Consider the following 25,681-nt stretch of genomic DNA (forward strand, 5'->3'; position numbering starts at 1 on the left):
GGCGCGAGGGCCGAAGGCGCCGCGAAGACCTGGAGTGGCTGGGCGAGTGGTTTGGTTATTCCAAATGAACGACGAGCAACGAAGAGTGGCGGATTTTTAGCCGCAACCCGAATACTTACATGGACGTAAGGTATTAGAGCAATGCAGGAGCAATTGCCGAGGGCTGGAGCCAGTTTTGTCCCCAGCGTTGTTGCCGATCGCTTATTTGGAACAACCAAACTTCGCTCACTGCGCCTAGCTGGAAACAAAACTGGCTTCCAGCAGGCGCACTTAATTAGCGTGAACAGGCCCTAGGGAGCCTGACGTTGCCAAGTATAATCTTCTTTGCAGAAGTTATACACGCCCTCGGCTTTAGACTCCGGCCCCGATGCCAGCTCAATTTTCATCAGGCGACAGGTTTTTGTCTCGCTCTGGCTGGTGCTTAGGGGGGTGAGGGTGGCGCTGTGCTCCTGGCGTTGCCACTGGGCGGGCTCGCCGTCCTGGTTATTCTCAATGGCGTCCACAAAGACCGATTTCAGCATGTTCCACTCCTGCGGCGTGAAATCAGCGGCGGCGGTTTCGCTCACCTGCCAGCGTCCCTCGCTGGTGCGACAGGCGTCAAAGTGGAAAAAATCGCGCCGATTCTGGTCGTTGCGCAAATCCAAAATGGCTTTGCGACATTCCCGCCCGTTATTTTCATAACTGTATTTAATTTTTACCCGGCCGCGGCGGCTGGAGTTGTCCGATTGCCAGGCAATGGTACGCAAATCCGGGGCCTCGTTCAGAGCTTCGGCAATACTGGTTTTGAAATCGGCTACTTCCTCGGCGCTCATTTCACTGGCCACGCTGCGGCCCATAAATTGTAAATTGGCGCTGTGGCTGGGGCCGCTCGCCAACAGGGCGGCGGTCAAAAGGGCATAGGCTGGATAGCGCATGCGATCTCCTAATGCTGATTGTGCGGATGGGTATGAATCGCTTAATCTGCCTATAATAGCGCGAAACGGGTTTTTCTGTCCGTGTTTGCCGCAAACATTACCGATAAACCAAGGAGTCTGGTTTGGCTGTGCTACTAAGCGTTTTGCAGCAGTTGCTTATCTGGGGGCATTTGCTGTTGGTGATTACCTTTGCCGTCAGAGTGATTATGCAGCGCTTGCCCGTGGGGGTGTCGCTCGCCTGGTTGCTGGTGTTAGTGCTTTTACCTTATGTGGGGGTAGGGCTTTACCTATTGTTTGGCGAGCGGTTTCTGGGGGTTAAGCGCTCCCAGCGCAGTGTGCGGCTGCGTCAGGCGTATCTGCAGACCCGTCAGCAAAACGAGTCGGCGATTCAGTGGCAAGAGTATCACCCCGCCGGGCAGGCGTTGTCGCACCTGGAGTATCGCACCTCGGGAATTCCGCCGGTGGGGGGAAACCGGCTGACTTTTTTGCGCGATACTGAATCCATAATCGATTCGCTGGTGGCCGACATTCATCAGGCCCAACAGTTTTGCCATTTGGAGTTTTATATTTGCCAGGCTGGTGGCCAGGTGAATCGGGTGGTGGATGCATTGCTTGAGGTTGCCGGTCGCGGCGTGGATTGCCGTTTAATGCTCGATGCCGTGGGCAGTTCGGCGTTTTTTAGCACCTCTGAGTATCGCCGCCTGCAAGAGGCCGGAGTGGCGCTCGTAAAGGCCTGCCCGATTAACATGACCCCTTGGCAACTGGCTCGCTACGATTTGCGCAACCATCGCAAAACCGTGGTGGTGGATAATCAGGTGGCTTACATGGGCAGCTTTAATCTGGTGGACCCCGCGTACTTTAAAGTCGATGCCGGCGTGGGCCAGTGGGTGGATATGATGGCCCGTATTGAAGGCCCTGCGGTGACGGTGTTCGATTCGGTATTTCGCTGGTACTGGAATATCGAAACCGGCGAAGACTTACCCTTATTACAAGAAAAGCTCGCTGCCGACCCCACCCCCGCCCTGGTGCAGTTGGCGCCTTCGGGGCCGGATGCGGCCAAAGAGAGTATTTTAAACGCTTTGTTGCAAGCGATTTATACCGCTAAACAGTCGGTGGATATCGTGACCCCGTATTTTGTACCTGGCGAGGCCCTGGAGCAGGCCCTTAAAATTGCCGCCCGGCGGGGCGTGGCGGTGCGTTTGGTGGTGCCCGAAAGAGTCGATTCATTTTTAGTGCGCCACGCCAGCCACTCGTACTTTGCGGGGCTATTGGCGGCGGGGGTTGAGATATACACCTACCGCGCCGGCTTGTTGCACACTAAGGCCGTGGTTATTGATCAGAGCTTGGCATTTTTTGGCACGGTTAATTTAGACCTTCGCTCGCTCTGGCTCAATTTTGAAATGACCATGATTATCTACGATCAAAAGGCGGCCCGTGAGCTATCACGGTTGTTGGATGAGTACCGCGCCGATGCCGATAAGGTCAGTGCCGAGTCCTGGCGCGAGCGCAGCGTGGTGTCACGCTTTTTTGAAAATATTACCCATTTGTTTAGTCCGTTGATTTAGGTTTTAACGTCCGACGCCGAATGTCTGAAGTCTGATGCTGTGGGCCGCTTCACACAGCGGAGCATGGAGAACGGAATACGGGCAACTGGGTGGTGCCCGTATCTGGGTTGGATTAAATAAGAGATTCAGTTAAGGGCTGGTCGCCGTTTACTAGCGGGTAGATTTTATTCAGGGTGCCCGATGTTTGCAGGCAATAAATGCAGGCGTCGGCGACGTCTTCGCGGGTGATGATTTGCGCATCTTTTGTGTCGGGCATGGTGGTGCTAAAGCCGCCGGTGGCAGGTTCGTTCAATAGGCGGCCCGGGCGCAAAATGGTGTAATTTACACCGCTCGCCAACAAGTAATCGTCGGCTATCTTTTTGCAAACCGAGTAGTGTTTAATCGCGGCGGGGCCATTGTCCGGATCTTCGGCGCCGCGCGAGCTGACCATAACAAATTGTTTTACTCCCGCTTGTTTTGCGGCATCCACCAATTTTATGGCACCCCACATATCCACCAGAATAGTTTTGTCGGCGCCGGTTTTGGCGCCTGACCCGGCGGTAAAGATTATCTGATCACAACCTGCTAACGCGTGGCTAAAATCTTGCTCTAAATCCGCAAAACGAATCTCGACGCCCAGTGCTTCCAGCTCGGCATCGGGTTTTCTCAGCATGGCGATAACCGGTTCTCCGCGCTCGTGCAACTTGCTCACAATCATGCGGCCGATTTGCCCGGCGGCACCAATGACTAATGTGGTCATAAAGGCTCCTTTGGGGGTGTGTTAAAGTAACAGCAATTTTGTTAAGCCACTGTAACCTATTTAAGAGGTGAATATGTCTAAAACCGTTGTGATTACCGGCGCCAATCGCGGTATTGGTCTGTCATTTACGCAATTGTATTTACAGCGCGGTTATACGGTCTACGCGGCTTGTCGCAGCGCATCGCCCGAACTGGAAGGCTCGGGTGCACGCATTATCGATGGGGTGGATGTCGGTACTGACGAGGGGCTAAAGCATTTGGTAAATGCCCTTGAGGGTGTCTCTATTGATCTGTTGATCAACAATGCGGGTATCCTGCGCGACGAACGTTTGGGGCAGCTGGATATTAAAACCATCCGCGATCAGTTTGAGGTGAATGCGTTGGCGCCCCTGCGCGTGACCGAGGCCTTGGTAGCGCAGCTAAGCGACGACGCGAAAGTTGCCCTGATCACCAGCCGCATGGGTTCGATTGCCGATAACACCAGCGGTGGGCGTTACGGTTATCGTATGTCCAAAGCGGCCTTGAATGCCGCCGGTGTGTCACTGGCGTGCGATTTAAAAGACCGCGGTATCGCGGTGGCGATTTTGCACCCGGGGTTGGTGGGCACCGAAATGATCGGCGGCCACGGTGATATCACTCCCGATGAGGCAGCCGAGCGTTTAGTGGCACGCATCGATGAATTAAACCTGCAAAATACCGGCACCTTCTGGCACTCCAACGGCCAGCAACTGCCTTGGTAGCGCCAGTGGGGTTGGGCGATCCGGATTACCGTATCGCCTTCTGCATTGCCAATCGCCCGGCGCTGGATCACTACCCCACATTGGATGGGATGGTTCCCCTGGCGCCGGGTGAGCTAAACTATATTGTCGCAAATACCAGCAATCACTGGCGCAAGCTGTTTAGCGTGTACGCCAAATTTATGTATCAGCTGGGGCCGCAACTTGACTGGCCCGAGCGCTGGCAGGATTATCGCGATCAGTTTTTGCTGCAGCCCGGCTCGCGAACGGCGCTGCTCTTCAGCCCTCCCCAAGGTGACTCCCATAAGCTGCACATCGTGGCGGGGAAAACCTACGCCCAGAGTTTAAATTTGTCTTCTTTAGAGTGGTTGGATGCGAACTTTGCGGTGAATTCAGAGTCTCATATCGTCGTATCGCCTTACTTAGACTACCGGCAATTGAGTAACGAAAGGCTTGATCGGTTGGTTCAGTTAATTGAGCGTTATAAAATGTTGCGGTAAATGTTATTGATAGGAGCAGTTTGGTGAAGGATGCCGATCTCAATATTTTGTTACTGACTTTCGGGGATAATATTCAAAATCACTACCAAGCGTGCTTTTGTATTTTATCGCTTTTGAAAGAAAACCCAGTCCCCCGTATTACCCTCTACACCGATGTGCCCGAATTTTATCGTATGTTCAGCGCACATATTTCTATTGTTGAAATATCGTCCCAGACGTTAAAGCGATGGCAGGGCTCGGCAGAGTTCTTCTGGCGGATTAAATGTATGGCGGTACTGGATATGACTCAGCGCTACCCGGGTGAACATATAGTCTATGTAGATTCGGATACTTTTTGCGCGGGCGGTTTGGATGAGCTCCAGCAAGGACTACAAGAGGGTAGAACTTTTATGCACCTGTGCGAGGGCAACCTGTCCAACCTGAATACGAAAACTACCCGCAGCATGTGGCAGGCGCTTAAGTACACAGAGCATCAGGGGGTTAGTATTCGTGCTCGTACACAAATGTGGAACGCGGGGTTGATTGCGTTACCCGCGACTATAGCCTCATCTGTGGCTGACCATTCGGTCGCCGTTTGCGATAGCCTTTGCACCACGCGCGCTCCGCGCAAGTTATTGGAGCAGTTTGCGTTCTCGTTGGCTTTGAACCACGCCGTGCCCTTGCAGCCAGCGGACCAGTGGGTGGGGCATTATTGGGGTAATAAACCGGAATGGAATAATGTGATTACGCAGTTCTTTTTACGCTCGAAGATGCACTCACATTCGGTTGAGGACGATATTGAAGCGCTGCGAAACTTCTCTTTTGCCCAGGTGCCTCTGTACCGCAAAGTACCTGCCGCAAATGCCCGTCTGAAACGCTGGGCCGATTATTTGTTCAGCGCGCGCGACGGGCAGCGCTTTACCTTGGTGTCGCGAACAGATTAGATTGCGAGATTATTCTGCGCTGCTCTCTAAAGGCTCTCGCTGTCTAATCTCGCGCAGAAGCGCCTGCAATGTCGAGCTGTGAAATTCCCGCCGGTAGAGTACAGCTACGACAATACCCACCGTCGCGATAAAAAGCCAAGTATTAAAAAACCACGGCAGCACCGCCAGCGAAAAATAGTAAGCGCGCAGACCGTAGTTGTAGCTGTGCCCAGCCTGATCGATAATTTTGGCGGTACTGGTAGCGTAGCGGCGGCGGTCTTGCTCTGCTATGGCCGCATCGTGGGCGGGTGCCGCGCCAAACAAGATTGCACAAAAACCATACTGGCGCATGGCCCAGGTGAGAGTAAAGAAAGCGTACACGTAAATCAGCAACAGCAATATTACTTTTAGTTGTAATTGCCGGGCCGTCATGGATTCGTTGGCAAAGGGCAGGGCGCTGATGGTGATATACACCTTATCGATGGACGCCATGATGGTGACCAAACCGGCGATAATCAAGATTGCGGTAGAGGCTAAAAAGGAGACGTTGCGCTCCAGGCTGGCAATAAGGGCGGTATCGGCAATGCGGTTTTGCCTGCTGAGCATTTCCACCATCCAGCTTTTGCGATAGATATGCAGCACTGAGGCCAGGCAGTGATCGGTGCGCGCCCGGTGCCGGGCGAAGCGGGCGTATCCTATCCAGGCCGCAAAAAACCAAATGGCCGCGCCGATGTTTATCCAGTCGTAGGTGGTCACTTATTTCTCCCTTAAGGCTTTATTTCCCATCTTAACCCAGTGGCGGAGCGATAAATATCCCGTGCATTAATAAATCTTACATCCATAAAAAAGGCGCTCGGTTGCCCGAGCGCCCAACAGGAGAGTAGGGGTAATCCCTACAGCTACACGACAGTGAGGCGGGGCCAAAGGCCCCTAAATCGTGTTTAAAAGGTCGCGCGTACACCCATGGTGTAGCGGGCCTCGTATTCGTTCTGCCAGGCGAACTGGTCTTCGTACTCGAGGTAGTAAGTTTCCTTTTCCTCGGTGATGTTAGAAGCGTTCAGGAAGACACTGACATAATCGTTAATGTCGTAGCTCACCGATGCATCCACATAGGCGGTAGGCTCTTGCCACAAGGTGCCTTCACCCCAGGTTTGGTTGAAGCCCGCTACCCGCTCGCTGCGGTAGTTGTAGGCCAGGCGCGCTTGCAGAGGGCCATTTTCATACCAACCCACCAGGTTAATTACGTCTTCGGAGTTGTCCTGGAAGGGCAGCTCCTGACCGTCCATCCCCTGGTTGCCAGACTCGCTGGGGGAGTAGGTGTAGTTGGCATCGACACCAAAGCCGCTCAACATGGGAACGTCCAAGAAGTCGTCAAACGCCAGCTTGGCTGCCAGTTCTACGCCTTTCAGTACGCCGCCATCACCTTGAATGCTGGTTGAGATGGGCACACTGCGACGCACGACGCCGTCCTGATCGGGCAGCTCCATTTGTACGGTGCCGCTTTCGATAAAGCTCTCTACATCAATGTAGAACCAGCCCACCGACAGGCTGCTGGCGCCGCCCATGTAGTACTCCAGCGACAAGTCGTAGTTGGTTGCTTCCCACGGATCCAGCTCGGGGTTGCCGTTGGCGTTACCGCCGCTGACGATAAACTGGTTATAGGTGTCGCTGTCGGGGTTGCTGTCCAGCACGTAGTTGGGTGATAGGCCACCGCCCCATTGAGCCAGATCCAGTGGCGCCATGGTGCGAGCGTATGAGGCGCGCAGAATCAGGTCTTCGCTCAAGTCAAAACGCAGGTTAAGCGAGGGCAGCAGATAATCCAGCGAGCGCTCGGTAGTGATGTCGCCGGCGTCTACAGCGGCAGCGCCATAGGCTTGTGCCGCACCCACTTCATTTTGCACCACGGTCAGGTCTGAATCGATCGCGCGCAGACCAAAGTTACCGCTCATAATGCCGGTTTCGAAGTTGGCTTTGGCGTAGTAGCTCAGCTCTTCCAGCTCGACCTCGTAGGAGCGGCCGGGGAAGATTGAACGGTGAGTGCCGGGGTAGAGGGCTTCGTGATAGGCCTCAACATCAGCCATGGCGCGCGGGTCTACCGCCCAGATGCTGGGAACCCCCGACACACTGCCAAAGTCGCTTACCTGAATGGGGTCAAGGTCGGCCAAAGGTGTGGGTACGCCAGCGGCGTAGTAGTTTTCGCCATCGCCGGCGACACAGGCGCCGTCGACACCGCCGCCGTCCATAATCACGTCGGTGGCTTTCCATTTAACATCGCAGCCGTTTACCGGAGACAGCAGGTCGAACTCAAAGTTGTCGACGCTGCGCTCGCTATAGCGCACACCAAACTCCACCGAGGTGAAAAAGTTTGTGTCAAAACGGTATTCGCCGTCAAAGCGTGCGACATCCAGCTCGCCTTCGCGCGAGAAGTTGTTCTCGCTGGCAAAGGCGCCCAGCGCGTAGCTGTTCACATCGCCCATGTAGTCGGCAATGCTGCGCGCCTCGCCCACCGAGTCGCCGTTAATGCTCAGGTTGGCGTTGTTGTCAAAGCCGCTCCAGCGCGGATCGTCGCCGCTGTAGTCAATGCTAAGCTGGGGGTAGCCCAGGTAGCCGCCGGGGTTGGTTTGCAGTTGGCCGTCGGCGCAGTCGCCCTGCTCACCCGCGGTGCCGTCGGGGTAGTACTGACACTCCACGCCCCACTGGCTGCCGTTGGCCAGGTCCACGTCGGTGTAGCTGTTCAGGCGCTCTTGCTCGGCTTCGCCGCGAATGTAACGGAACGAGCCTGTGAACTCGCCGCCGTTGTCGTAGTTAAGCTCGATGTTGTAGTTCTGCGACTCGGCGGTTTGCGCCTGCACAGAGGAGTAAGACTTAATCCGGCGACCCGAGGTGGTGTACTCCTGCACGGTGTTTACGCTGCCGTGATCGGTGGATTGAGTGGCGTCGTACCAGCTCCAGCTCTGCCATTTGTCAGAGTTGGCAATGCCCACCTGATAGTCGTTGTCTTCAAGGTCAGTAACCAGCGCTTCGGCCACAAACTCAAAGCCGGCTCCCAAATCGACTTGCACGGCCAGATTGGCACCGGTGCGCTCGCGTTCGGTTTCGCGGTTGTAGGCGGTGTGCCCCACATAGGCCCAGTAGCGATCGTCCAGGTCGCCGTCGTTGTTTATATCCACCGCGCCGTCGGTGTAGCGATCGGCGAATTGATCGTTGTCGGGGCTGACCCAGCCGTAGTCGGTTTCGTTGGTAAAGCCGGTCCAGCCGCCATCGCCCATAACGCCCGAGTAGTAGTTGGCCAGAGTCGCTTCCTGACGACTTACCGCCGCCATAACGCCAATGCGCTCACTGTTCCAGTTAAGCAGCAGGTTGGCCGACGGATCGGTCTCTTCGGTATCCATGCCATAGGTGCCGTTGACGGCGCCGGAAACGGTAAAGCCTTCGTCAAAATCAAACGGACGGTAGGTCTGCAAGTCGACAATACCGGTAATGCCGCCGGCGTTCATGCTGGCTGTTTGTGATTTGGCCACTTCGGCGCCGGAGAACAGCTGCGAGGGAATGTCGCTGTAGTTGGGCTGTACCGTAGTAATTGAGTTGGCGCCCAGGTAAGACTCGCCGTTTAAGGTGGTCAGTACTTGTGGCAAGCCGCGAATATTCAGTGCGGTCCCTTCACCGGCGTTGCGGCGGATTTGCACACCGCTGATGCGCTGCAAAGAGTCGGTGATGGTGACATCGGGCAGTTTACCGATATCTTCGGCGGAAATCGCATCCACGACCGAATCGGCATCGCGTTTGATGTTGACAGAGTTTTGTTGCGCGGCGCGTACACCGGTGACCACAACTTCTTCCAGTTGCGGGGTGTCCAGTTGTGCCAGCGCGGGAAGGGCTGTGCCCCCTACGGCAATCGCGGATACGCAGGCTGCAAGACGTTTTTTGCTCAGTACATGGCTAACTTTCATCGATCAGGGTCTCCATTTTTATAGGCATGGCCGTTACTGCTGTTTGGAGTTTTGTGGCGCAATAAAGGCCAGTTTAGTAACCGGTTACAAAGCTCACACATAAAAATGCACCGCAGGCTTTTGCTTAAAAGCTGCTCAGTTGGTGTATTTTTGGAATTATTGTGTTTGACGTGTAAAAAAACGAATGGGAAAGCCGTTTTCTACATCACATTTTGTAAACGGTTACAGGAGGGTAGGGCAGAATGAACAGGCGTTCAAGTAAAAAAGTGCAAGCTTGCCCTAATGGCGGGCAAAGATTGTGAAAAGCGTCTTCGTTTGGTGCGCCGGTGATAAACGTTATTCGCAAGACGCGGAGTGACATCGCGATACTCTCTGGGCATTATAGGGATTAGGAATTGGGCGAATAGCCGTCGGGTATACACCGTAATGGACGGGGTGATCGACCGGATTTTATTTATGACGCGCGTCAATATCGGGCGCAAGGAGACGCTATGACCATTTATTTTGCGCAGGCTCAGTGCTCACTGGGGCATGTGTTGGTAGCGCAATCCGCAAAAGGCGTGTGCGCCATCTTGCTGGGCGATGAGCCGGACGCGCTATGGCAGAATTTGCAGCGCCGCTTTGCCCGCGCGACCTTGGTAAGTGCAGATGCCGAACTTGAGCAAGCCGTCGCCCAGGTGATTGGTTTGATTGAGCGGCCCGCAGGTGGCCACCCATTAACCCTGGATATTCGCGGTACAGCGTTTCAACGCCGGGTATGGCAAGCCTTGGGGCGTATCCCTCCGGGGCAGACGCTCAGTTATCGCGAGCTGGCCGAGGCGATTAACCAACCCGGGGCGGCGCGTGCCGTGGCCGGTGCCTGTGCGGCCAATCCCTTGGCGGTGGCGGTACCCTGCCACCGGGTGGTGCGCCGCGATGGTGGGTTATCCGGCTACCGCTGGGGGGTAGAGCGCAAGCGCGAGCTTCTCAGGCGAGAGAGCCAGGCCCTAATTGATTGAGCCACGCGCTAAGCACCTCCCGCGCTTTGGCGGCCAGCCCTGTGGCTTGCCCGGCTTGACGGCGGATGTCTCTCGGGTCGATGCCGGCGCCGCTGATTTCGCAATTGTGTCCCACCAGCCAGCGTTCAATGTGCTGCGGATCGGCCTCAAGGTGAAACTGTAGTGCGAGTACATTGTCGCCCAAGCTAAAGGCCTGGGTGGCGCAAATGTCGGTGCTGGCTAAATGCACTGCCTGGTCGGGAATGGCAAAGGCATCGCCGTGCCAGTGAAGCACCGGGGTGTCTTTAAGCGCGGCTAGCGGGGAGGCTTCGCCTTCGGGGGTAAGCTTGATCGGAACAAAGCCGATTTCCTTTACGCCGCTTGGTTTTACGGCCGCCCCGGCGGCGCGGGCGATAAACTGTGCCCCCAGGCAAATGCCCAGCAGGGGTTTGCCGCTTTCCAGACGTCGCTTAACCAGCTCCAGCTCGGTTTTCATAAAGGGGTATAGGTCGCCGTCATCCACACCCATGGGGCCGCCCAAGATAATCAGCAGTTCGGGTTCGCTGGCATCTATGCGGGTTAAGTCGGCGGTGCAGGCATTTATGTATTCGAGCTGATAGCCTCGTTCGGCCAGCACGGGCTCCAGCGTGCCCAGTTTTTCAAAATCAATATGATAAAGGGCGAGGGCGGTTTTCATAACATCTGCCTTATCTGTGTGCGTAAAAAGTGGGTTAAGTTGGGGAGCGTGCGGCGCTCGCAAACGCTAACATCAAACAGTTCGGCGCGCTCGCAGTGAATCTCCTTAATCGGGTGAAAGCTCACAATTAGCCCCCGGGCGCTAGGGCCGCCCAGGTGTTTAATCATGGCGCCTAGCTTGTAGACGACTTTTTTGCCGCTGCCCTGCTCGAAGCGGCTGGTTTTACACTCAATGGCCAGCAAGCGGTTGTCGATCAGCGCCAGGACATCAAGCTCGTTGCGCACCGGGCGCTGGCGACGGCTTTCTAGCCAGTTAATTTGCACGCTGCGGGCTACGTCTTGCAGTTGCGGAAACTCGCTGCGCAAGTGCAAAAGCTCGCTAAACACCAGCTCTTCCATCCAGCCGCCGTTGGCAAAAAAGCGTGCTTCCTCGCTGGCAAAATGCAGTTGATTACCGTGCAGCTGAGCCAGCTTTTGCTCCAGCAGGTCGTCCAGCATTTGCGTGAAAGGTGTCTGGTCTCGCAAGTGGTTGTCGCTCACCGTGGCGGATAGGTCGGATTCGGCGCGCGAGGCATAGTAGTTTAGAGCGCCCATTGCCTTGCTGTAGCTGTCGGCGCGGGCCAGCCAGCGTTCGGCCACAGTGCGCTGAGCGCTGGCGATCGGGTGACGGTTAAGGCCGGTGGCATCAAGGCCGTGGCTTTGCAAAAAGGCGGGCAATTTAATCTTGTCTTGCAGGTTAAACGCGGCTTTTTGCTCGGGGTTGCTCAGCCAGCGAACCCAGTCGTCGTGCACATAAAAAGCCGGAAGGTTGCGGTAAAAGAATACCTCGTGCGCGATAATGCCCACTGGGTTATTCCCGCCACTGTTGTTAAGGGTGAGGTTTCGTCCGCGCGCCAGGCGTTCGTCCACCAATTGTTCAAGGCTCTGGCGCAGGGCGTCGATATCCCAGGGCTCGGTCAGGTCCACCGCCGTACAGTGAATTCCCATGGGGCGGCAGGTGTTAATGAGCCACTGCTGGTAGTCATTGAGGTGCGCGTCGGGTGGGGTGAGCAGGATGATCTCATCGGGCTTAAGGCGCGAGTCGATCAGTGGCAGTAAGTTGGGGTTGGGGCGCTCGGATACAATCAAAAACTGAGTGGTATAGCTGTCCATAAAAGCATCCTTAATCCTGAGTGCTCAGTCTACCGCGTTTGCTAGAGCGAGCAAGTAGGCCCACAGGACAATATTTCGTTTCTTTACGTGGCAGGCTGCTTTACCTTGTTTCTGATAATAAGTATCATTTAGAAGGTCAAGTCTCACTAATGGAATTTTTTATGAAGGTTTTATTGCAAAGCTGTCACAAGGCACTGTTTGTCTGCTCTTTACTCTTAGCGGCCGCTCAGGTCTCTGCCAACGGCGATATCGGCGAGCATGTTAATCACCTGCAGGACAATCTGGATAAGTACACCAAAGAGGTGAACTGGATTAACGAGCGTATCGACGCCATGGTAGACACTTATGAGGCCAAAGGCGCCGAGGCGGCGGAATCTGACAAGGTCGTGGATATCTGGGAGTCGGTGCTGTTTCACTCGGCGATTGAAGTCAACTACGTACCCATTTATGCCAGTATTTGGCAGGGGTTGTACGGTGTAAAAGAGGCCATTGACGCGGAAAAACCGGTCAATGAGGTGCGCGCCGAGCAAGCGGCGCTGGAGCAGTCGTTGTGGCAGGCGCTGGGTGCGGTTAAACTGGCGGCCCTGTATCAGCAGCGCGGTTTGCTAGAACAGGTAAAAACCACATCAGGTCCCACCACACCGGTAGCCACACTGGATGAGGTGAAGCAGCGTTTGGATCGTGTGGTGGCCAAGTATGCCGAAAAGCTGCCCGATGAGGCCACCGGGATTGTGCACGACACCTACCTGAACCTGTTTGAAGGGGTAGAGGGTGCGCTGATTGAGCAAGACGCGGCGTTGGTAGAAAGCCTGGAAAAAGATTTTAACGTCACTCTGCCCAAGGCCATCGCGGGCAATGGCAGTGTCGAAGAAGTGCGCGGAGTGGTTAGCGATATGCAAACCAAGCTGAACAGCGCCCAAGAATTGTTAGAACAAGCCGAATCCGAGCGTAAGGACGTTTTTTAAGTGCAACGCAGACATTTTCTACAGGCCCTGGCGGGTGCTGGCTTACTCGGCAGCCTGCCATTAACGGCCGCGCGCGCTCTGGCGCAAACACCCGGAGCCCTGTCCGTGGACGACTTGCCCGCCCTGGTAGGCGAGCTAACTCTGTATTTGGGGCGAGGCGAGGGTGGCTTGTATGAAAATGTCCTAGAGGCGATTCAAAAGCGCAATCCGGACTTTAAGCTGAATATTCGCCGCGGTGTGACCGCAGCCCTGGCCAATACCATTGTGGCCGAGGCCCAGGCCGGCGTGCGCCGCGCCGATGTGTTTTGGGCGGTGGATTCCGGCGCGATTGGCCTGGTGGATGAGGCAGGCCTTGCCCGCAAGTTGCCAGCCGACTTAACCGGCCAGTTAAAAGAAGGCTTTCGCTATGATAACTGGTCGCCGGTGACCGGGCGCATTCGCACCCTGCCTTACAACACCGATAAGCTCACTGCGGATAAAATCCCCGCCAGTGTGATGGCGCTGCCCGACAGCGGCCTGTCTATTGGTTGGGCGCCGGCCTACGCTTCTTTCCAGTCTTTTATTACCGCCATGCGTTTGCTTGAAGGTGAAAAAGCCACCGGTGAATGGCTTAAGGCGATGAATAAGCGCGGCAAGAACTACGCCGGCGAGCTGGGCGTAGTGATGGCGGTAGAGCGGGGCGAAGTGGATGTGGGTTTTGCCAATCACTACTACACCCTGCGCTTAAAAGCCGGTAAGCCGGATGCGAGGGTAGGTTTAGCCTTTACCCAAAATGACGCCGGCTGCCTGGTGAATGCCTCGGGTATTTTGGCGTTAAGCGAGGGAGACTTGCCGGTTAATTTTATCCGCTATCTGCTCACCCGCGAGGTTCAGTCCTATCTGGCCAGCGAGGCCTACGAAATTCCCCTGGTAGACGGTGTGGTTCCGCCACAGGGTTTACCCGCGCTGGATACCATTTCCCCACCTAAAATGGATTTAACTCAGCTGGCGGACTTGCGCCCCACACTGGATTTAATGCGCCGCGTCGGAGTGCTATGACCCGACTGCCCGGCTCTTACCCCCTGGCGCTATTGATAGCGCTGTTTGCGCTGGTGCCGGTGGGGGTGCTGGTGTCTTTGGCCAGCGACACCGCCCAGTTGTTCGATACCCATAACCTGAAAGTGCTGGGCAATACCCTGGCGCTAATGGGCCTGACCGTGCTGGGCTCAATCCTTATCGGTGTGCCCCTGGCGCTACTGACCGCCTATGTTTACCTTCCCTGGCGCAGGTTGTGGCTGATTGTGTTTGCCGCCCCCTTGGCGATGCCCAGTTATATCGGCGCCTTTACCCTGTACGCCGCCTTTGGCCCTGGCGGTGAAATTAACCACCTGACCGGTATCCCCACTCCCGGGTTTTACGGCTTGCCCGGCGCCGCCCTGGTAATGACCTTGTATACCTACCCGTTTGTGCTGTTGACCACGCGTGCCTCTCTGCTCGGCTTGGATGCCAGCCTAGTGAACGCCGCCCGCACGCTGGGAATGTCGTTAGGCATGAGCTTGTGGAAGGTGGTCTTGCCGCGGGTGTTTAATGGCATTGCCGCTGGCGCACTGTTAGCCGCGCTTTATACCCTGTCAGATTTTGGTACGCCTGCCATTATGCGTTTGGATACTTTTACCCGGGTTATCTATGTCGAGTACAACGCTTTTGGTCTTAGCCAGGCGGCCATGTTGTCGTTGCAGCTTTTGGTGATCGTGGGCTTGGTGCTGTTTTTAGAGTCGCGGGTTAAGGCGACCCGCGAGCGCCCCGGACGCCGCTTAACTCTGTGGCCCTCGCGCTGGCAGGTAAACGCCTTGTTGACAGCGGCTTTGCCCGTGCCGTTATTATCCATTGTCTTGCCCTTGGCCATTTTCGGACTTTGGTTGGTGCGCGAAGGTACGGGCGGATTCGAGTTTAGCTACGCCTGGAACTCAGCCTATGCCTCGTTCTTGGCCGCTGTGGTTGCAGTCGTGCTGGCAGTGCCTGTAGCCCACGCCGCGGTTAGCGGTAAGGCGGGCCGCTTGATGGAGCGGGTCACCTATTTTGGCTTTGGCGTGCCCGGCATTGTCATGGGCACCGCACTGGTGTACGTGGGGCTCAAGCTGCCGTTTTTGTATCAAACCCTGGGTTTGTTGGTGCTTGCTTACGTATTGCGCTTTTTGCCCTTGGCGGTAGGCTCAGTGAGGTCCTCTGCAGAAAGCCTGGACCCCAGTTTGGTGAAAGCGGCGCGTTTGTTAGGCGCCAGCCCCAAAGAGGCCTTTACCCGAATTACTCTGCCGCTTACCCTGCGCGGTATGATCGCAGGCGCTGCGTTGGTTTTTTTAGAGGCGATGCGCGAGCTGCCCGCTACCTTGCTGCTAGGGCCCACGGGGTTTGAAACTCTGGCCACCTACTTGTGGCGGGTGTACGAGGCGGGGTATTTTGGCCGCGCCGCCGTGCCCGGATTATTACTGGTACTGATGTCGGGCTTGGGCTTGGCGTTAATGCTGACCGGCGAGCGCCGGGGTGAATTTGACGTAACAGAGGACTCCAAACGCTAATGCTAAGCGTGCATAACCTATCGGTCGATTACGGCTCCACCCGGGTGGTGGACAAGCTTAACTTGGCGTTAGCGGACGATGAAATCCTGATGCTGGTGGGGCCCACCGGGTGCGGTAAAACCACGATTCTGCAGGCCCTGGCAGGGCTAATCCCTATCTCCGAGGGAGAGATTACCCTGGGCGCCTGGCGCGCCAGCGCTAAGAAACCCGTGCCCCCAGAGAAGCGTAATGTGGGCATGGTCTTCCAGGATTTTGCCCTATTTCCCCATTTGACCGTGCAGCAGAATGTTTGCTTTCGCTTGAAAGACACGGCTCTGGCCGATCACTGGATTGATTTGCTGGGCCTTAGCGCTTTGCGCCATGCCAAACCGGCCACATTGTCCGGTGGGCAAAAGCAGCGGGTGGCTTTGGCGCGCACCCTGGCTCACGAGCCGGTTTTTATTTTGTTGGACGAGCCCTTGTCCAATCTGGATGCCGCCCTTAAAGACAACCTGAGGTGGGAAATCCGCCACGCGCTCAAAACCGCCGGCGTGCCCGCACTCTGGGTCACTCACGATCAGGAAGAAGCTTTATCGGTGGGTGATCGCGTCGGTATTTTAAATGGCGGTAAACTGGAACAATTGGATACTCCGGAAACCTGCTTTTGCGAACCGGCCAGCCGTTTCGTGGCCCGTTTTTTGGGTGAGGCGAGCTTTATTCCCGGTAAACTTGAGCAGGGCCGTGTGGTCACAGCTATAGGCGATGCCCCAGGTACGCCTGTGGATGGCGCCACGGGCGAGGTAGATTTACTGCTGCGCCCGGATGATGTTGCCTTAACCCCTGCCGGCGCCGCAGGCAATGGTGCAGTCACCTGGGCACGCTACGAGGGCGGTACCCGACTTTTTGCCGTAAACTTAGACGACGGCACTCAGGTAAAAGTGCGTGTAAGCCACGAAGTGCGCGCCGAGCCCGGCAGCCGGGTACAACTTAAAGTGATCACAACTCATCCGCTGGCCGTATTTAATCGGGAATAATCTGTTTCCGAATCGTTAAGGAGATGTTTATGAAAGCTGTAAAACAACTGTTCTCAATCGGTTTTCTCGCGCTATTGGGCTCTGCCGCTCAGGCGCAAGAGTGCGAGGTGACCATCGATAGCACCGATCAGATGCGCTTTGACACCAATGCTATGACCATTCCGTCATCGTGCGATGAATTCACCGTTAATCTGACCCACTCCGGCAACATGGCTAAAAATGTCATGGGTCACAACTGGGTGCTGACCAAAGCCTCAGACCTGCAGGGTGTGGCAATGGACGGCATGAGCGCCGGCCTGGACAACAACTACATCAAGCCCGGTGATGAGCGTGTTATCGCCCATACCGACGTTATCGGCGGCGGCGAAAGCACCTCGGTCACCTTCGATCCATCCGCGCTGGAAGTAGGCGGCGACTACAGCTTCTTCTGCTCTTTCGCCGGCCACTATGCCCTGATGAAAGGCACGGTGACGGTTGAGTAATAGCCTAAGCGGCTGTTCAATTAAAGCCTCGATCAGCAGTGGTCGGGGCTTTTTTGTAAGTTAATACTATGTGATACAAGGCAATGTGCGTGGATGCGCAAGCGTTGCGGGAGGCAGGGTACCGGGAGCGACGCAGGACGTAGTCCTCGACAACGTGTAAGGGATAGCGCTGGACCAACAAATAAGGCCGAACCCAGAGGGTTCAGCCTTTCTTTTAATATGGTGCCCAGGACGATGCGCAGGGATGCGCAAGTGTCGCGGGAGGCAGGATGCCGGGAGCGACGCAGGACGTAGTCCTCGACGACGTTAAGGGATAGCGCCGGACCAACAAAAAAAGGCTGAACCCAGAGGATTCAGCCTTTCTTTTAATATGGTGCCCAGGAGAGGACTTGAACCTCCACGGCCGTGAGGCCTAGCACCTGAAGCTAATAATATACATGCTCAAAAGCTGTATATTAAGTTGCATAAATGGTTAAAAAGATCTCTAAGTGTTGTAAGTTATTGATATATTGGCTATATATTTAGATAACTTAAAGGACATCTAAGGAGGCGCATTTTTGCCGAAATCGACATCTGCCGGAAATAATGTCCCAGAGATGGGCGCAAATTATAACTCGGATTTGAGGATTATTGAGACACCGGACGAGCTCTTGCGGTTGGCCGGAATAAGCTCGCGTTCGGAGTTTGCAGGTGTCTACATGGATGAGGTGCTGCGACTCAGTCTAGGCGGTAGTCCTTATTTGGAATATCCCGACTCTGCCCATTGGGTGGCGATACAAAAACATGCCCAGAGATACCTACTTGAGTTTCCAGTCACTGTTCGGCCAGCCCCCCAAGGGTCGCAGGCTAATCCGGTAAGTGGCCAATTTAAAGAGCGCGAGCTACTGGGGTGTATATTGCAGCCGTCCTCAGCTGCTGACCGAGATAAATTCGATGGGCTCAAGGTGCTGATTATTCGCTATGCGCTCTCGACGCAAGCCCCCAATTCCAGTTTGTTTGAATCCTGTGCAGAGGTACGTAAGGGGCTAAAACTTAACCCGCCTCACAGGCGAGAAGTTTTTGAAAGGCTTCCTTCGTTCATGGAGCAGGATTATATAGGTCGGTTGTCTGAAGTTCTGCGCAACGAAGCATCGCGCCCTAGTCTGAATGAGACAAAAAAACGGTATATCCGAGCTTTAGGGCGACTTGTGGGGCTGAGCCTCTGCGAAGTTAGGCCCCGAAAAACAACCGTTATAAAAAATAGAATAACAAGTCCCTCGCCAACACGACCTCTGGTGCGTCCCGTGAGATCTACCATGGCAGACCCTGAACTAGCGGTGGAGGGGCTTTATGAAGTTCTCGAGCCGCTTCATGAGGGTTTTGATGCCAGTGGCGAGCCAGAGGTGAGTACGGTCTTCGAGCAAGTGGTTGATCAGACAGAGTTTGGTTTTGATGTCGAGCTGCAACAAAAAAGGCGAAAATCAGCGTATTGGTTGGAGCAATCAACGTTGGTGTCTGCAGTCAACCGGGGAGTGTTGGTTCCCCCTGAGTGCCGGAGACTCACAGAGGTACTTAAAAGCTGTTTAGCGTCTCAAGATCAACTCCTAGAGTTTTGTGGTGGCCTGCTCTCATTAAGCTATTTAACGTCGAGTTCTTTGGCTCAGCTGTTACGAGACTGGGCGGGGAATGAGGTTACCGTGGCAGGAGAGTTTGTTCGGGTTTTTCCTGAAACGGACATTGCTGGCATAGTTGTTCACGGATTGGCGGCGGGGCCTAAGGAGGTTTGCCGGTCAATACACCTGTCTTTGCCGTCAGAGCTGGAACGCTGGTTGAGCCGCCATGTTAGTCCAGAAGGCCAGTTATCAATGCCCGCGGGGTTTGAGTCTGAGAGCCTAATTCTCGAAAAATGTCGGAGCATTTTGTCAAGCGCTAGAGATAGCGGTCGATTTAACCTTACGGAATCGCGCGTACGGCATTCGCTGAGAAAGCAGCTGTCGCTCTCGCCCCTAGGGGCTCTGGCTGTTTATCTCCTCACGGGAGGCGTAGAGGAGAGACCGCCTGTTCTGATTCATTATGTGTCTGTGGACTCCATGCAGCTACTTGAGTGCTACCGCGAGGCGCGTGAGGAGCTCTGGCCGTGAGCGAGGATAAAAGCTGGGTATCCCCTAAAGAGGCAGCGTCACAGTTGGCGGCGGGCTTAAAGTCAGAACTCGCATCAGTAAACCGGAGAGACTTAGTTAAATACCACAATGCCTACACAGAGTATGTGGTGTCTCTATTGATGTTTGCTTCTGGTCATCGCCCGGTCGATGATGTGTTTTGCTACAGGGCTCAGTTGGACGAAAAGGCTGGTCTAGTCATTATAGATGACAAGGCCACGAATGAAGCAAGGCGCTACAGGGTAGCGTACCTGCCCGATGTTGCGTGCGAGCAGCTTCGATATTACCTGGATCACCTCGCGCAGGTGGTTAATTACCTACGGCCCAGGCGTAATAAAGAATTGAGGACTGCTCTCGAGAGCAGCTTGTCAGGCAGTTTCGCATCAGCACTACCATTTTTCTTCTATCTGACTAAGGATGGCGTAGCGGGGGTGGGCTATGAGGCGCTAAGCCGAATTTCCAGTCGTTATTCCCACGCTCCTCCCAATATTAATCGTAAATGGCTGGCTACCGAGCTCGTCAGTAGGAATGCCCCTGCTTGGTTGGTCGCCTCTTGTATGGGGCATATGGAAACTGCAGTCCTACCGAACGGCCGTTTCTGCCGGGAGTCACAGCTAGAGATACGTGCGGCCGTGTCTGAGCGACTTAATCCAGCATTGCTGTCCGCGGGGTGGACGGCAGTGACCAGCAAGTTTCGTCCCCAATATGGTTGGGATGACGGTCTTCCAGACTTTATCGATGTAGGGCGTGAGCTGGGCCCAGAGCTGCGGTTCAAATGGCGAGATAGCAAGCGCAGAGAGGCCAAATCGATTATCAGAGAGACTGTCAGCTCACTAGAGCGTGAGGGGCAGAGCTTTTATTCCTCTGAGGCTAAAATGCAGAACCTCAGGGACCAGTTAATTGAAACACTAAAGGCCAAAAGCGTACCCCTAAAATACGCCTTTGAGCTATTTGCGAGGTATTTAGCGAAGAGGTCCAGAGATAACCCCCAAATTACTAACTTGATCTGGAGTCGCTCAGAGCGTTTGGAGCCCTCAGTTTGGGGGCGGCGAGACTTGCAGAGATACCAGGTGGCAGCATCTCATCGTCAAAAATTGTTTGAGTTACTGGAGGAGCGAGCAAAACAGCGTAAAGATTTAAGTTATGAAGAATCTCTTGCTTTTCGCATTTTTACTCTAGCTTTCATGTCGGGGTTGTCAACCGTTAATGTTTTTGAGGCGGCTCAGGCTAATCAATGTACTCTAATACAAGTAAAGAATAATTTTTTATTAAAAATATCCACAGAACGCAGTGAGGATTTGAATGCAATCCCGATTGATGCCTACTCGGCAGCACTCTCCAGGATGCTATTGTCAAGCGCCCACAGTAACGGTACGTCTGGACGTCTTGAGCTGTTGCGAGTTGCCAGGCATTTAGGGCTTGCCCATCAGAACTTAAAACAATTGTTCGCAAGCTTGTCTCGCGATGTATTAGCCATTTCACGGCTGGAATCCTCTGGACCTATACATGCTGTGGCGGTGGGCTTGCTAAAACAAACAGCAATCGACTTAAAGGTTTTGACTCGATTGCTTTATCGAAAGCCACTGGATAGCTCTTTTGAACTTGAGGCTAATGTGGTTTCAGGGCCAGAAATCCAACTTAGCTCACGTGAATGCACTGATCCCATAAAATCAATATCCAGTTTTATTGTTACGCTTCGAGAGGCCATGAGTCGTGATTCAATTGATGGATATATTCGCGACAATAAAAATTCGGAACGAATTGTGGGCTCATCGCTCTCTTTAAAAGAGGAGCGAGCGTACCTGTCCCGTCACATAAAAAAATATTTGAAACAGTATTCACTTCCTGCGCTAGGGCAGTTGATCGGGTATTGGGGTGCTTGGCTGTGCGAAAATAAAACACGCTATAAGAACGCTATTCAGGCAAAAACAATAGTGGAATACGTCAGCCTTATTGCCAAAAGTCTCCGAAGCTCGGCAGGTGATCTTGTGCTGCAGTATGACCAAGATGAGTGGGCGCAGGCTTATCTTGGTGCCATAGAGGGTTCTACTATAGGCGGGATGAGCTCTCTGGCTTCCAGGTTGTACGACTTCCATGTTTATCTTATGGAGAATTGGAATGCTCCGGAAATCGTTTGGGACGATATTTTTGCGACGGCTGGAAGTAAAAATATAGCTTCACGGGTCGATGTCAATATAGTTACCTTTGATGAATATCAGTCGGCGGTCGAGTTCTTAGTCAAGCATCACGCGAATAACTACGAATTTAGATTTTCCGCTTGGTTGCTTTTTTTAGGTTTTAGATTTGGTTTGAGGTGGTCAGAGGCATATTACCTTACCGAACGAGACCTAATTGTGGACACGTCCGCAGGCTTGTATGTTCGGGTGTGTGAAAATAGCCGTCGTCGATTAAAAACACCTAGCGCTACTAGAATAATACCCCTCATCGGTAGTTTGTCTGGGGTTGAAAAGTCTCTTGTGGATTCAATGCTTTCGACGGTCGAGTCGACAGGGGAGAGCGGTGAGGCGGGCTCTAGGCTGTTATGTATGGATCCCGCGCGAAATGTTCTTATAGATGAATTCCGTATAGGTAAAATCGTCAACTCTGTATTAAAGCAAGCGTCGGGTGACAGTCGATTGCGGTTTCACCATCTGCGTCATGGCTATGCGAGTCGATTGATGGTGTTGACTGAGAGTGGTGAATCGACAGCTGACAGTATTGCTCGTGCTCTATTGGAGCCTCTCGACCCTGCTGATCTGGCTGGCATCTCAAAAAATCAATCTCTGCAGGGGGTGCTTAGTCTTCGCGCTATCAGTGATCTTTTGGGGCATGCGGATATGGCCACTACCTTGCATAGTTATGTACATGTTTTTGATTTGGGAAAGGATCGAACTTCCTTTCCATTGGAACCAGCTCCTAGTGATCGCCTTATGGCACTTGTGTTAGGAAGGAGTGAATCTGCTGTGCGTAAGAAGAGGCAGCGTTCACAGGTGGAGCGAGAGGCCAGTGCCGTACAAAGGTGGATGATGCTGGAGCTTGGAGAGGATGGCACTCCTGTGTATCCAGTACAGGGCGCTAGATCTTTTCAGATTGTCGTTCCTGACACTCGCGTTCAGCAGAGTATTTTATTTGGGGTCAGGCATCGAATTCTCGTGAGATACTCAATGTATCGGGAGGAGTTCAGTCTCTTGGCAAGGCGCACCGGAGTGGATACTGATGTTGTGCGTGCCGTCATAAAGGCGGGCGTTAAAATGGAGCGGGTTTCGGGGTATGAACGCTTCTCGCTAAATTCAGGTCTGGCGCTAGCCTCCGATGGTGAATTCCGTAATATGACGGAGTGGCAAAATATAGATAAAGCTCTGAATAAAATCAATTCTATTGATGGTGGGGTAGTTGAGCGCGCAGTTTTGTCGTGGGCTGGTTCATATCATACATCAAGTACAAGCTACTTCTTTTATGATTTTGAAGATCTAATATGCTTTTTAAGATGTTTGATGGCTCTTGATATGGTGATTGAACGGGCCAGTTTCCGGGTTATAGGTCGAGTGGATCGCGATAGTCAAACAATTGAGCATTTGAAGGGATTGGGTGTGATAGAGGAATCGGTTCGGCCTCGTTATCATCGTTTAGGAAAAGGCACAAAAACGAGAAAGCGGTCTATCTGTCTGAATCTCAAGCGCGTAGGCGGATCCCTCTCCACAAAAAAACAAATTAACAGACTGTTTTTTGTAATTTCTTCATCCATGAATTAAAAGATCATGGTTGTATCATCATAGATGACCCTTGTTTTCCTCGTAAATTTCACTCTCGAATACCATGTTAACGGCATAATCAATAATTTTCTTAACTGATATGTCTATATCGCCATGATGGTCATGCCTCTATAGTCATAGAGCCAAAAAATGCACGATAATTAGAAGGTTGAATAATGCCTCCCCCTTTGGTATTAACTGTTTGAACGGTTGTTATGCTGCATCTTGTTATCGGTGAGGGTAGGGTGGTGAATCAAATAATTGTTAAAATTTATGGCGGCAATGAAGAAGATGATGAGCTCGGTCTGTTGAGTGGGAAGCATCGGTTGTTACAAGAGATGGCAAAGAAAATTTTACAGGATCTAGGTTTGTCTGATTACCCAACTGCATCCGCATTTTCTATATGTAGCGAAGGTGGAGTCAGTCTCGAGCTGAAGAGGAGCGATCTTTCAAAACTGCTTTATGGCGCAGGGCTATTTGATAGCGACGGGGATCGTGCTCAGTTTATGAATGCTGTGATTGAGTCTGTTTTGGATAAGTTGCGTCGACCAGTGTCCGAGTCGAAAATTGGTAGAGATATTAGAAAGATAATTTCTAGTCACGAGCGGGATATTGAAGTTGAAGCTGAATTTCTGGGTGATCCGCATGTTATTCATATTCCTATGATCTCTCCAGTGCTAGAGTCTCATGCTCGGGAAACGGGAATCTATAGAGTCGATTCTGTTTCGAGTACAAAGTCTCGGTGCGTTCTTATCAACTGCAATGGATGGGGTGAAATATCAGCTACGTTTGATCCGACTGGATCTTTAAGGCAATCATTGGATAGGGCTCGCGCTGAGTTGAGATATGCAGAGCTCGTAGGAACTAGTGTGTATGTAGGAAATAAACGAAAGAGCTCGAGCTTTGTTGTGAAGGAGATTGTTCGATTATTTGATGAGAAAGAGTTTTTGGAGTTAATATCCGCTGGTGATTTTGATGAATATTTTTCGATTGAAGAATTATATAGCAAGCCACTTCCGCTAAGGTTTAAATGAAAGCATCCGTTTCATTTTGGGAGAATGTTGAAAGCAGTCTGCATGAATCTCAGCTAATACACCTTTCGTAAGCTTCTCCCGGCGGTGAAAAGCCTTTTTCTCAGCCCTTGCCGTACGGCCTTACTGGTTAGCGGTGTATTTGCTGCTTTTCTCAATAATCCAGTGCTATCCTCATCCCCCGGCTGCGCCGAAGGCCACCCTTTGCGCTTGCTTACCGGTCACGGCGTGGACACCAAGTTTTTTGAGCGTAACGGCAGGCTTTTAGTGCGATTGCTGGATGAGCGCATTTGACAATGCCGCCAGTGAGCAGGGCCTGACAACTTTTCTGGACGCTTTAGACCAGAGCGATCACTGGGTGTTGATAGCGCCACTGTCCGAGGCTCTTTTGCCCTTCAAGCGCCTGAGGCTGACCACCTCAGAGCTGGCCCAAACGGCCTTGCCCGGTGCACAGGTGTTGATTGTCGAAAACGAACGTTGCCTGCACCTGTTGCCCGACCTGCCCGACACGGTCGCCATCCTGGGCGCCGGGCTGGACTTGCAGTGGTTGAGTGCTCCTCAGTGGAGGGAAAAGAAACTGGGTTACTGGGGCGATATGGATACCTGGGGGCTTCTGATGCTCGCCCGGGCCCGGAGCTACTGCCCGGGGTTAACGCCACTGCTGATGAGTCGGTCGCTGTTTGACCAGTATGCCGCTGGCAGCGCAGTGCCTGAGCCCGTTACCGCTCAGTCGACAGCACCGGATGGCTTGACCGACAAAGAGGCGAGTTTTTACTGCTACCTATTGAGTCAGGAGCGAGGGCGATTAGAGCAAGAATACTTACCCCAGAATGCGGTAGAGCGTGCGCTGCGCGCTTGGTTAAAGGCGTAAGCGTCGTAAATACCAGTGCCTTGCCGCTTCACTTGCCGGGCCATGCTAGTGACAGAAGCACTAGTGAAGCTACTGGGGCCTTCATAGCCCTGACGATACCCCGTATCTATGATATAACAGACGCCATCAGCAAAAAGGACGTGGCCCGGTGTAAAGCGCAACGGGGCTGTCTGGCTGTATAAAACGCAACCAGATAAAAAGGTGACCGGATGGTCAATCAAAACCCCGAACAGCGAGCGCGGGACCGCATCGACCGGCAGCTTGAGCAGGCCGGCTGGGTCGTCCAAGGCAAAAACGCCATCGACTTCAGCGCCGGGCGCGGCATAGCGGTGCGCGAGTACCAGACCGACGTCGGCCCTGCCGATTACGTGCTGTTTGTCGACAAAGTGGCCGTGGGCGTCATTGAAGCCAAACCCGAGGATTGGGGCCACAAAATCACCACTGTGGAGCTGCAATCCCAGGCCTACGCCGCTGCCAACCTGAAGTGGGTCAACAAAGGCGGCCCTCTGCCCTATGTGTACGAGAGCACGGGCGTAATCACCCGCTTCACCAATGGCCAGGACCCCAGTCCGCGCTCCCGTGAAGTGTTCAACTTTCACCGCCCGGACAGCTTGTATCGAACAATTCGAAAGACAGTGCACGTAGTACAATACAAGCCCATGATCCAAAAAGTGAACGCTTACAGGTAGCCAGTAGAATCGAGATCTAGCTGTGCGCACAGCAAAGATGAAGGGGTAGTTGGA

At 53.6% G+C, this 25,681-nt stretch carries 21 protein-coding genes; 15 read left to right on the plus strand and 6 right to left on the minus strand.

Annotated features, from left to right (window positions below; genetic code table 11):
- Positions 1–290: 290 nt before the first annotated feature.
- Entirely contained in the window at positions 291–914 is a 624-nt protein-coding gene (locus tag M6D89_RS16575) for a hypothetical protein (RefSeq protein ID WP_253969208.1), read from the minus strand.
- Between the two features lie 128 nt (positions 915–1,042).
- Here M6D89_RS16575 and cls point away from each other — a divergent pair, with 128 nt between their 5' ends.
- Complete coding sequence (gene cls, locus M6D89_RS16580; protein WP_253969277.1) at positions 1,043–2,479, plus strand: cardiolipin synthase; 1,437 nt, start codon at positions 1,043–1,045, stop codon at positions 2,477–2,479.
- Positions 2,480–2,591: 112 nt separating this feature from the next.
- Here cls and M6D89_RS16585 read toward each other — a convergent pair whose 3' ends face one another.
- Positions 2,592–3,218, minus strand: coding sequence for an SDR family oxidoreductase (locus M6D89_RS16585; RefSeq protein WP_253969209.1), 627 nt, complete (start codon positions 3,216–3,218; stop codon positions 2,592–2,594).
- A 73-nt stretch (positions 3,219–3,291) separates the two neighbouring features.
- Between M6D89_RS16585 and M6D89_RS16590 the strand changes: the two genes are divergently transcribed.
- From M6D89_RS16590 to M6D89_RS16600, 3 genes are read left to right on the plus strand one after another with little or no spacing between them, the layout of a single operon-like run.
- Positions 3,292–3,957 carry an SDR family oxidoreductase gene (locus tag M6D89_RS16590; protein ID WP_253969210.1) on the plus strand — a complete coding sequence of 222 codons (666 nt, stop codon included), beginning with the start codon at positions 3,292–3,294 and terminating at the stop codon, positions 3,955–3,957.
- Positions 3,958–3,962: 5 nt separating this feature from the next.
- Positions 3,963–4,454 (plus strand): DUF6942 family protein, encoded by a 492-nt coding sequence (locus M6D89_RS16595; protein WP_253969211.1) that lies wholly within the window; start codon positions 3,963–3,965, stop codon positions 4,452–4,454.
- Positions 4,455–4,477: 23 nt separating this feature from the next.
- Entirely contained in the window at positions 4,478–5,377 is a 900-nt protein-coding gene (locus M6D89_RS16600) for a glycosyltransferase family protein (protein ID WP_253969212.1), read from the plus strand.
- Between the two features lie 9 nt (positions 5,378–5,386).
- Here M6D89_RS16600 and M6D89_RS16605 read toward each other — a convergent pair whose 3' ends face one another.
- Complete coding sequence (locus tag M6D89_RS16605; RefSeq protein ID WP_253969213.1) at positions 5,387–6,112, minus strand: DUF599 domain-containing protein; 726 nt, start codon at positions 6,110–6,112, stop codon at positions 5,387–5,389.
- A gap of 185 nt (positions 6,113–6,297) precedes the next feature.
- Positions 6,298–9,306, minus strand: coding sequence for a TonB-dependent receptor (locus M6D89_RS16610; protein WP_253969214.1), 3,009 nt, complete (start codon positions 9,304–9,306; stop codon positions 6,298–6,300).
- A gap of 491 nt (positions 9,307–9,797) precedes the next feature.
- Between M6D89_RS16610 and M6D89_RS16615 the strand changes: the two genes are divergently transcribed.
- On the plus strand, positions 9,798–10,304 hold the full coding sequence (locus tag M6D89_RS16615) for a methylated-DNA--[protein]-cysteine S-methyltransferase (RefSeq protein ID WP_336297564.1): 507 nt from the start codon (positions 9,798–9,800) through the stop codon (positions 10,302–10,304).
- On the opposite strand, the gene M6D89_RS16620 is transcribed toward M6D89_RS16615, so the two are convergent.
- Both M6D89_RS16620 and M6D89_RS16625 read right to left on the minus strand, forming a co-directional pair.
- Positions 10,273–10,980, minus strand: a complete 708-nt coding sequence (locus M6D89_RS16620) for a glutamine amidotransferase (RefSeq protein WP_253969215.1) — start codon at positions 10,978–10,980, stop codon at positions 10,273–10,275. The two genes, M6D89_RS16615 and M6D89_RS16620, sit on opposite strands and share 32 nt — an antisense overlap.
- On the minus strand, positions 10,977–12,131 hold the full coding sequence (locus M6D89_RS16625) for a Card1-like endonuclease domain-containing protein (RefSeq protein WP_253969216.1): 1,155 nt from the start codon (positions 12,129–12,131) through the stop codon (positions 10,977–10,979). Before M6D89_RS16625 ends, M6D89_RS16620 begins: the two co-directional genes overlap by 4 nt.
- A gap of 161 nt (positions 12,132–12,292) precedes the next feature.
- On the opposite strand from M6D89_RS16625, the gene M6D89_RS16630 reads away from it, so the two are divergent.
- The 10 genes from M6D89_RS16630 to M6D89_RS16670 all read left to right on the plus strand — a co-directional run bounded on the left by M6D89_RS16630 (position 12,293) and on the right by M6D89_RS16670 (position 25,627).
- Positions 12,293–13,096 carry a hypothetical protein gene (locus M6D89_RS16630; RefSeq protein ID WP_253969217.1) on the plus strand — a complete coding sequence of 268 codons (804 nt, stop codon included), beginning with the start codon at positions 12,293–12,295 and terminating at the stop codon, positions 13,094–13,096.
- Complete coding sequence (locus M6D89_RS16635; RefSeq protein ID WP_253969218.1) at positions 13,097–14,134, plus strand: extracellular solute-binding protein; 1,038 nt, start codon at positions 13,097–13,099, stop codon at positions 14,132–14,134.
- On the plus strand, positions 14,131–15,651 hold the full coding sequence (locus M6D89_RS16640) for an ABC transporter permease (protein WP_253969219.1): 1,521 nt from the start codon (positions 14,131–14,133) through the stop codon (positions 15,649–15,651). The genes M6D89_RS16635 and M6D89_RS16640 overlap by 4 nt, the downstream gene beginning before the upstream one ends.
- A complete protein-coding gene (locus M6D89_RS16645) occupies positions 15,651–16,664 on the plus strand; it encodes an ABC transporter ATP-binding protein (RefSeq protein ID WP_253969220.1) in 1,014 nt (337 codons plus the stop codon). The genes M6D89_RS16640 and M6D89_RS16645 overlap by 1 nt, the downstream gene beginning before the upstream one ends.
- 29 nt (positions 16,665–16,693) lie before the next feature.
- The gene (gene azu / locus M6D89_RS16650) at positions 16,694–17,146 is read left to right on the plus strand and encodes an azurin (RefSeq protein ID WP_253969221.1); all 453 of its coding nucleotides are present in this window, start codon (positions 16,694–16,696) and stop codon (positions 17,144–17,146) included.
- 2,116 nt (positions 17,147–19,262) lie between these two features.
- Positions 19,263–23,036, plus strand: coding sequence for a hypothetical protein (locus M6D89_RS16655; protein WP_253969222.1), 3,774 nt, complete (start codon positions 19,263–19,265; stop codon positions 23,034–23,036).
- 248 nt (positions 23,037–23,284) lie between these two features.
- On the plus strand, positions 23,285–24,070 hold the full coding sequence (locus tag M6D89_RS16660) for a hypothetical protein (RefSeq protein WP_253969223.1): 786 nt from the start codon (positions 23,285–23,287) through the stop codon (positions 24,068–24,070).
- A 162-nt stretch (positions 24,071–24,232) separates the two neighbouring features.
- Positions 24,233–24,361: a DUF3322 domain-containing protein gene (locus M6D89_RS17505; RefSeq protein ID WP_418930365.1), complete on the plus strand. Its 129-nt coding sequence runs from the start codon at positions 24,233–24,235 to the stop codon at positions 24,359–24,361.
- Positions 24,348–24,938 (plus strand): Wadjet anti-phage system protein JetD domain-containing protein, encoded by a 591-nt coding sequence (locus M6D89_RS16665; protein WP_253969224.1) that lies wholly within the window; start codon positions 24,348–24,350, stop codon positions 24,936–24,938. Before M6D89_RS17505 ends, M6D89_RS16665 begins: the two co-directional genes overlap by 14 nt.
- A gap of 209 nt (positions 24,939–25,147) precedes the next feature.
- A complete protein-coding gene (locus tag M6D89_RS16670) occupies positions 25,148–25,627 on the plus strand; it encodes a hypothetical protein (protein ID WP_253969225.1) in 480 nt (159 codons plus the stop codon).
- Positions 25,628–25,681 lie beyond the last annotated feature (54 nt).

Source organism: Gilvimarinus xylanilyticus, from assembly GCF_024195295.1.
In the GTDB taxonomy this organism is placed as follows: domain Bacteria; phylum Pseudomonadota; class Gammaproteobacteria; order Pseudomonadales; family Cellvibrionaceae; genus Gilvimarinus; species Gilvimarinus xylanilyticus.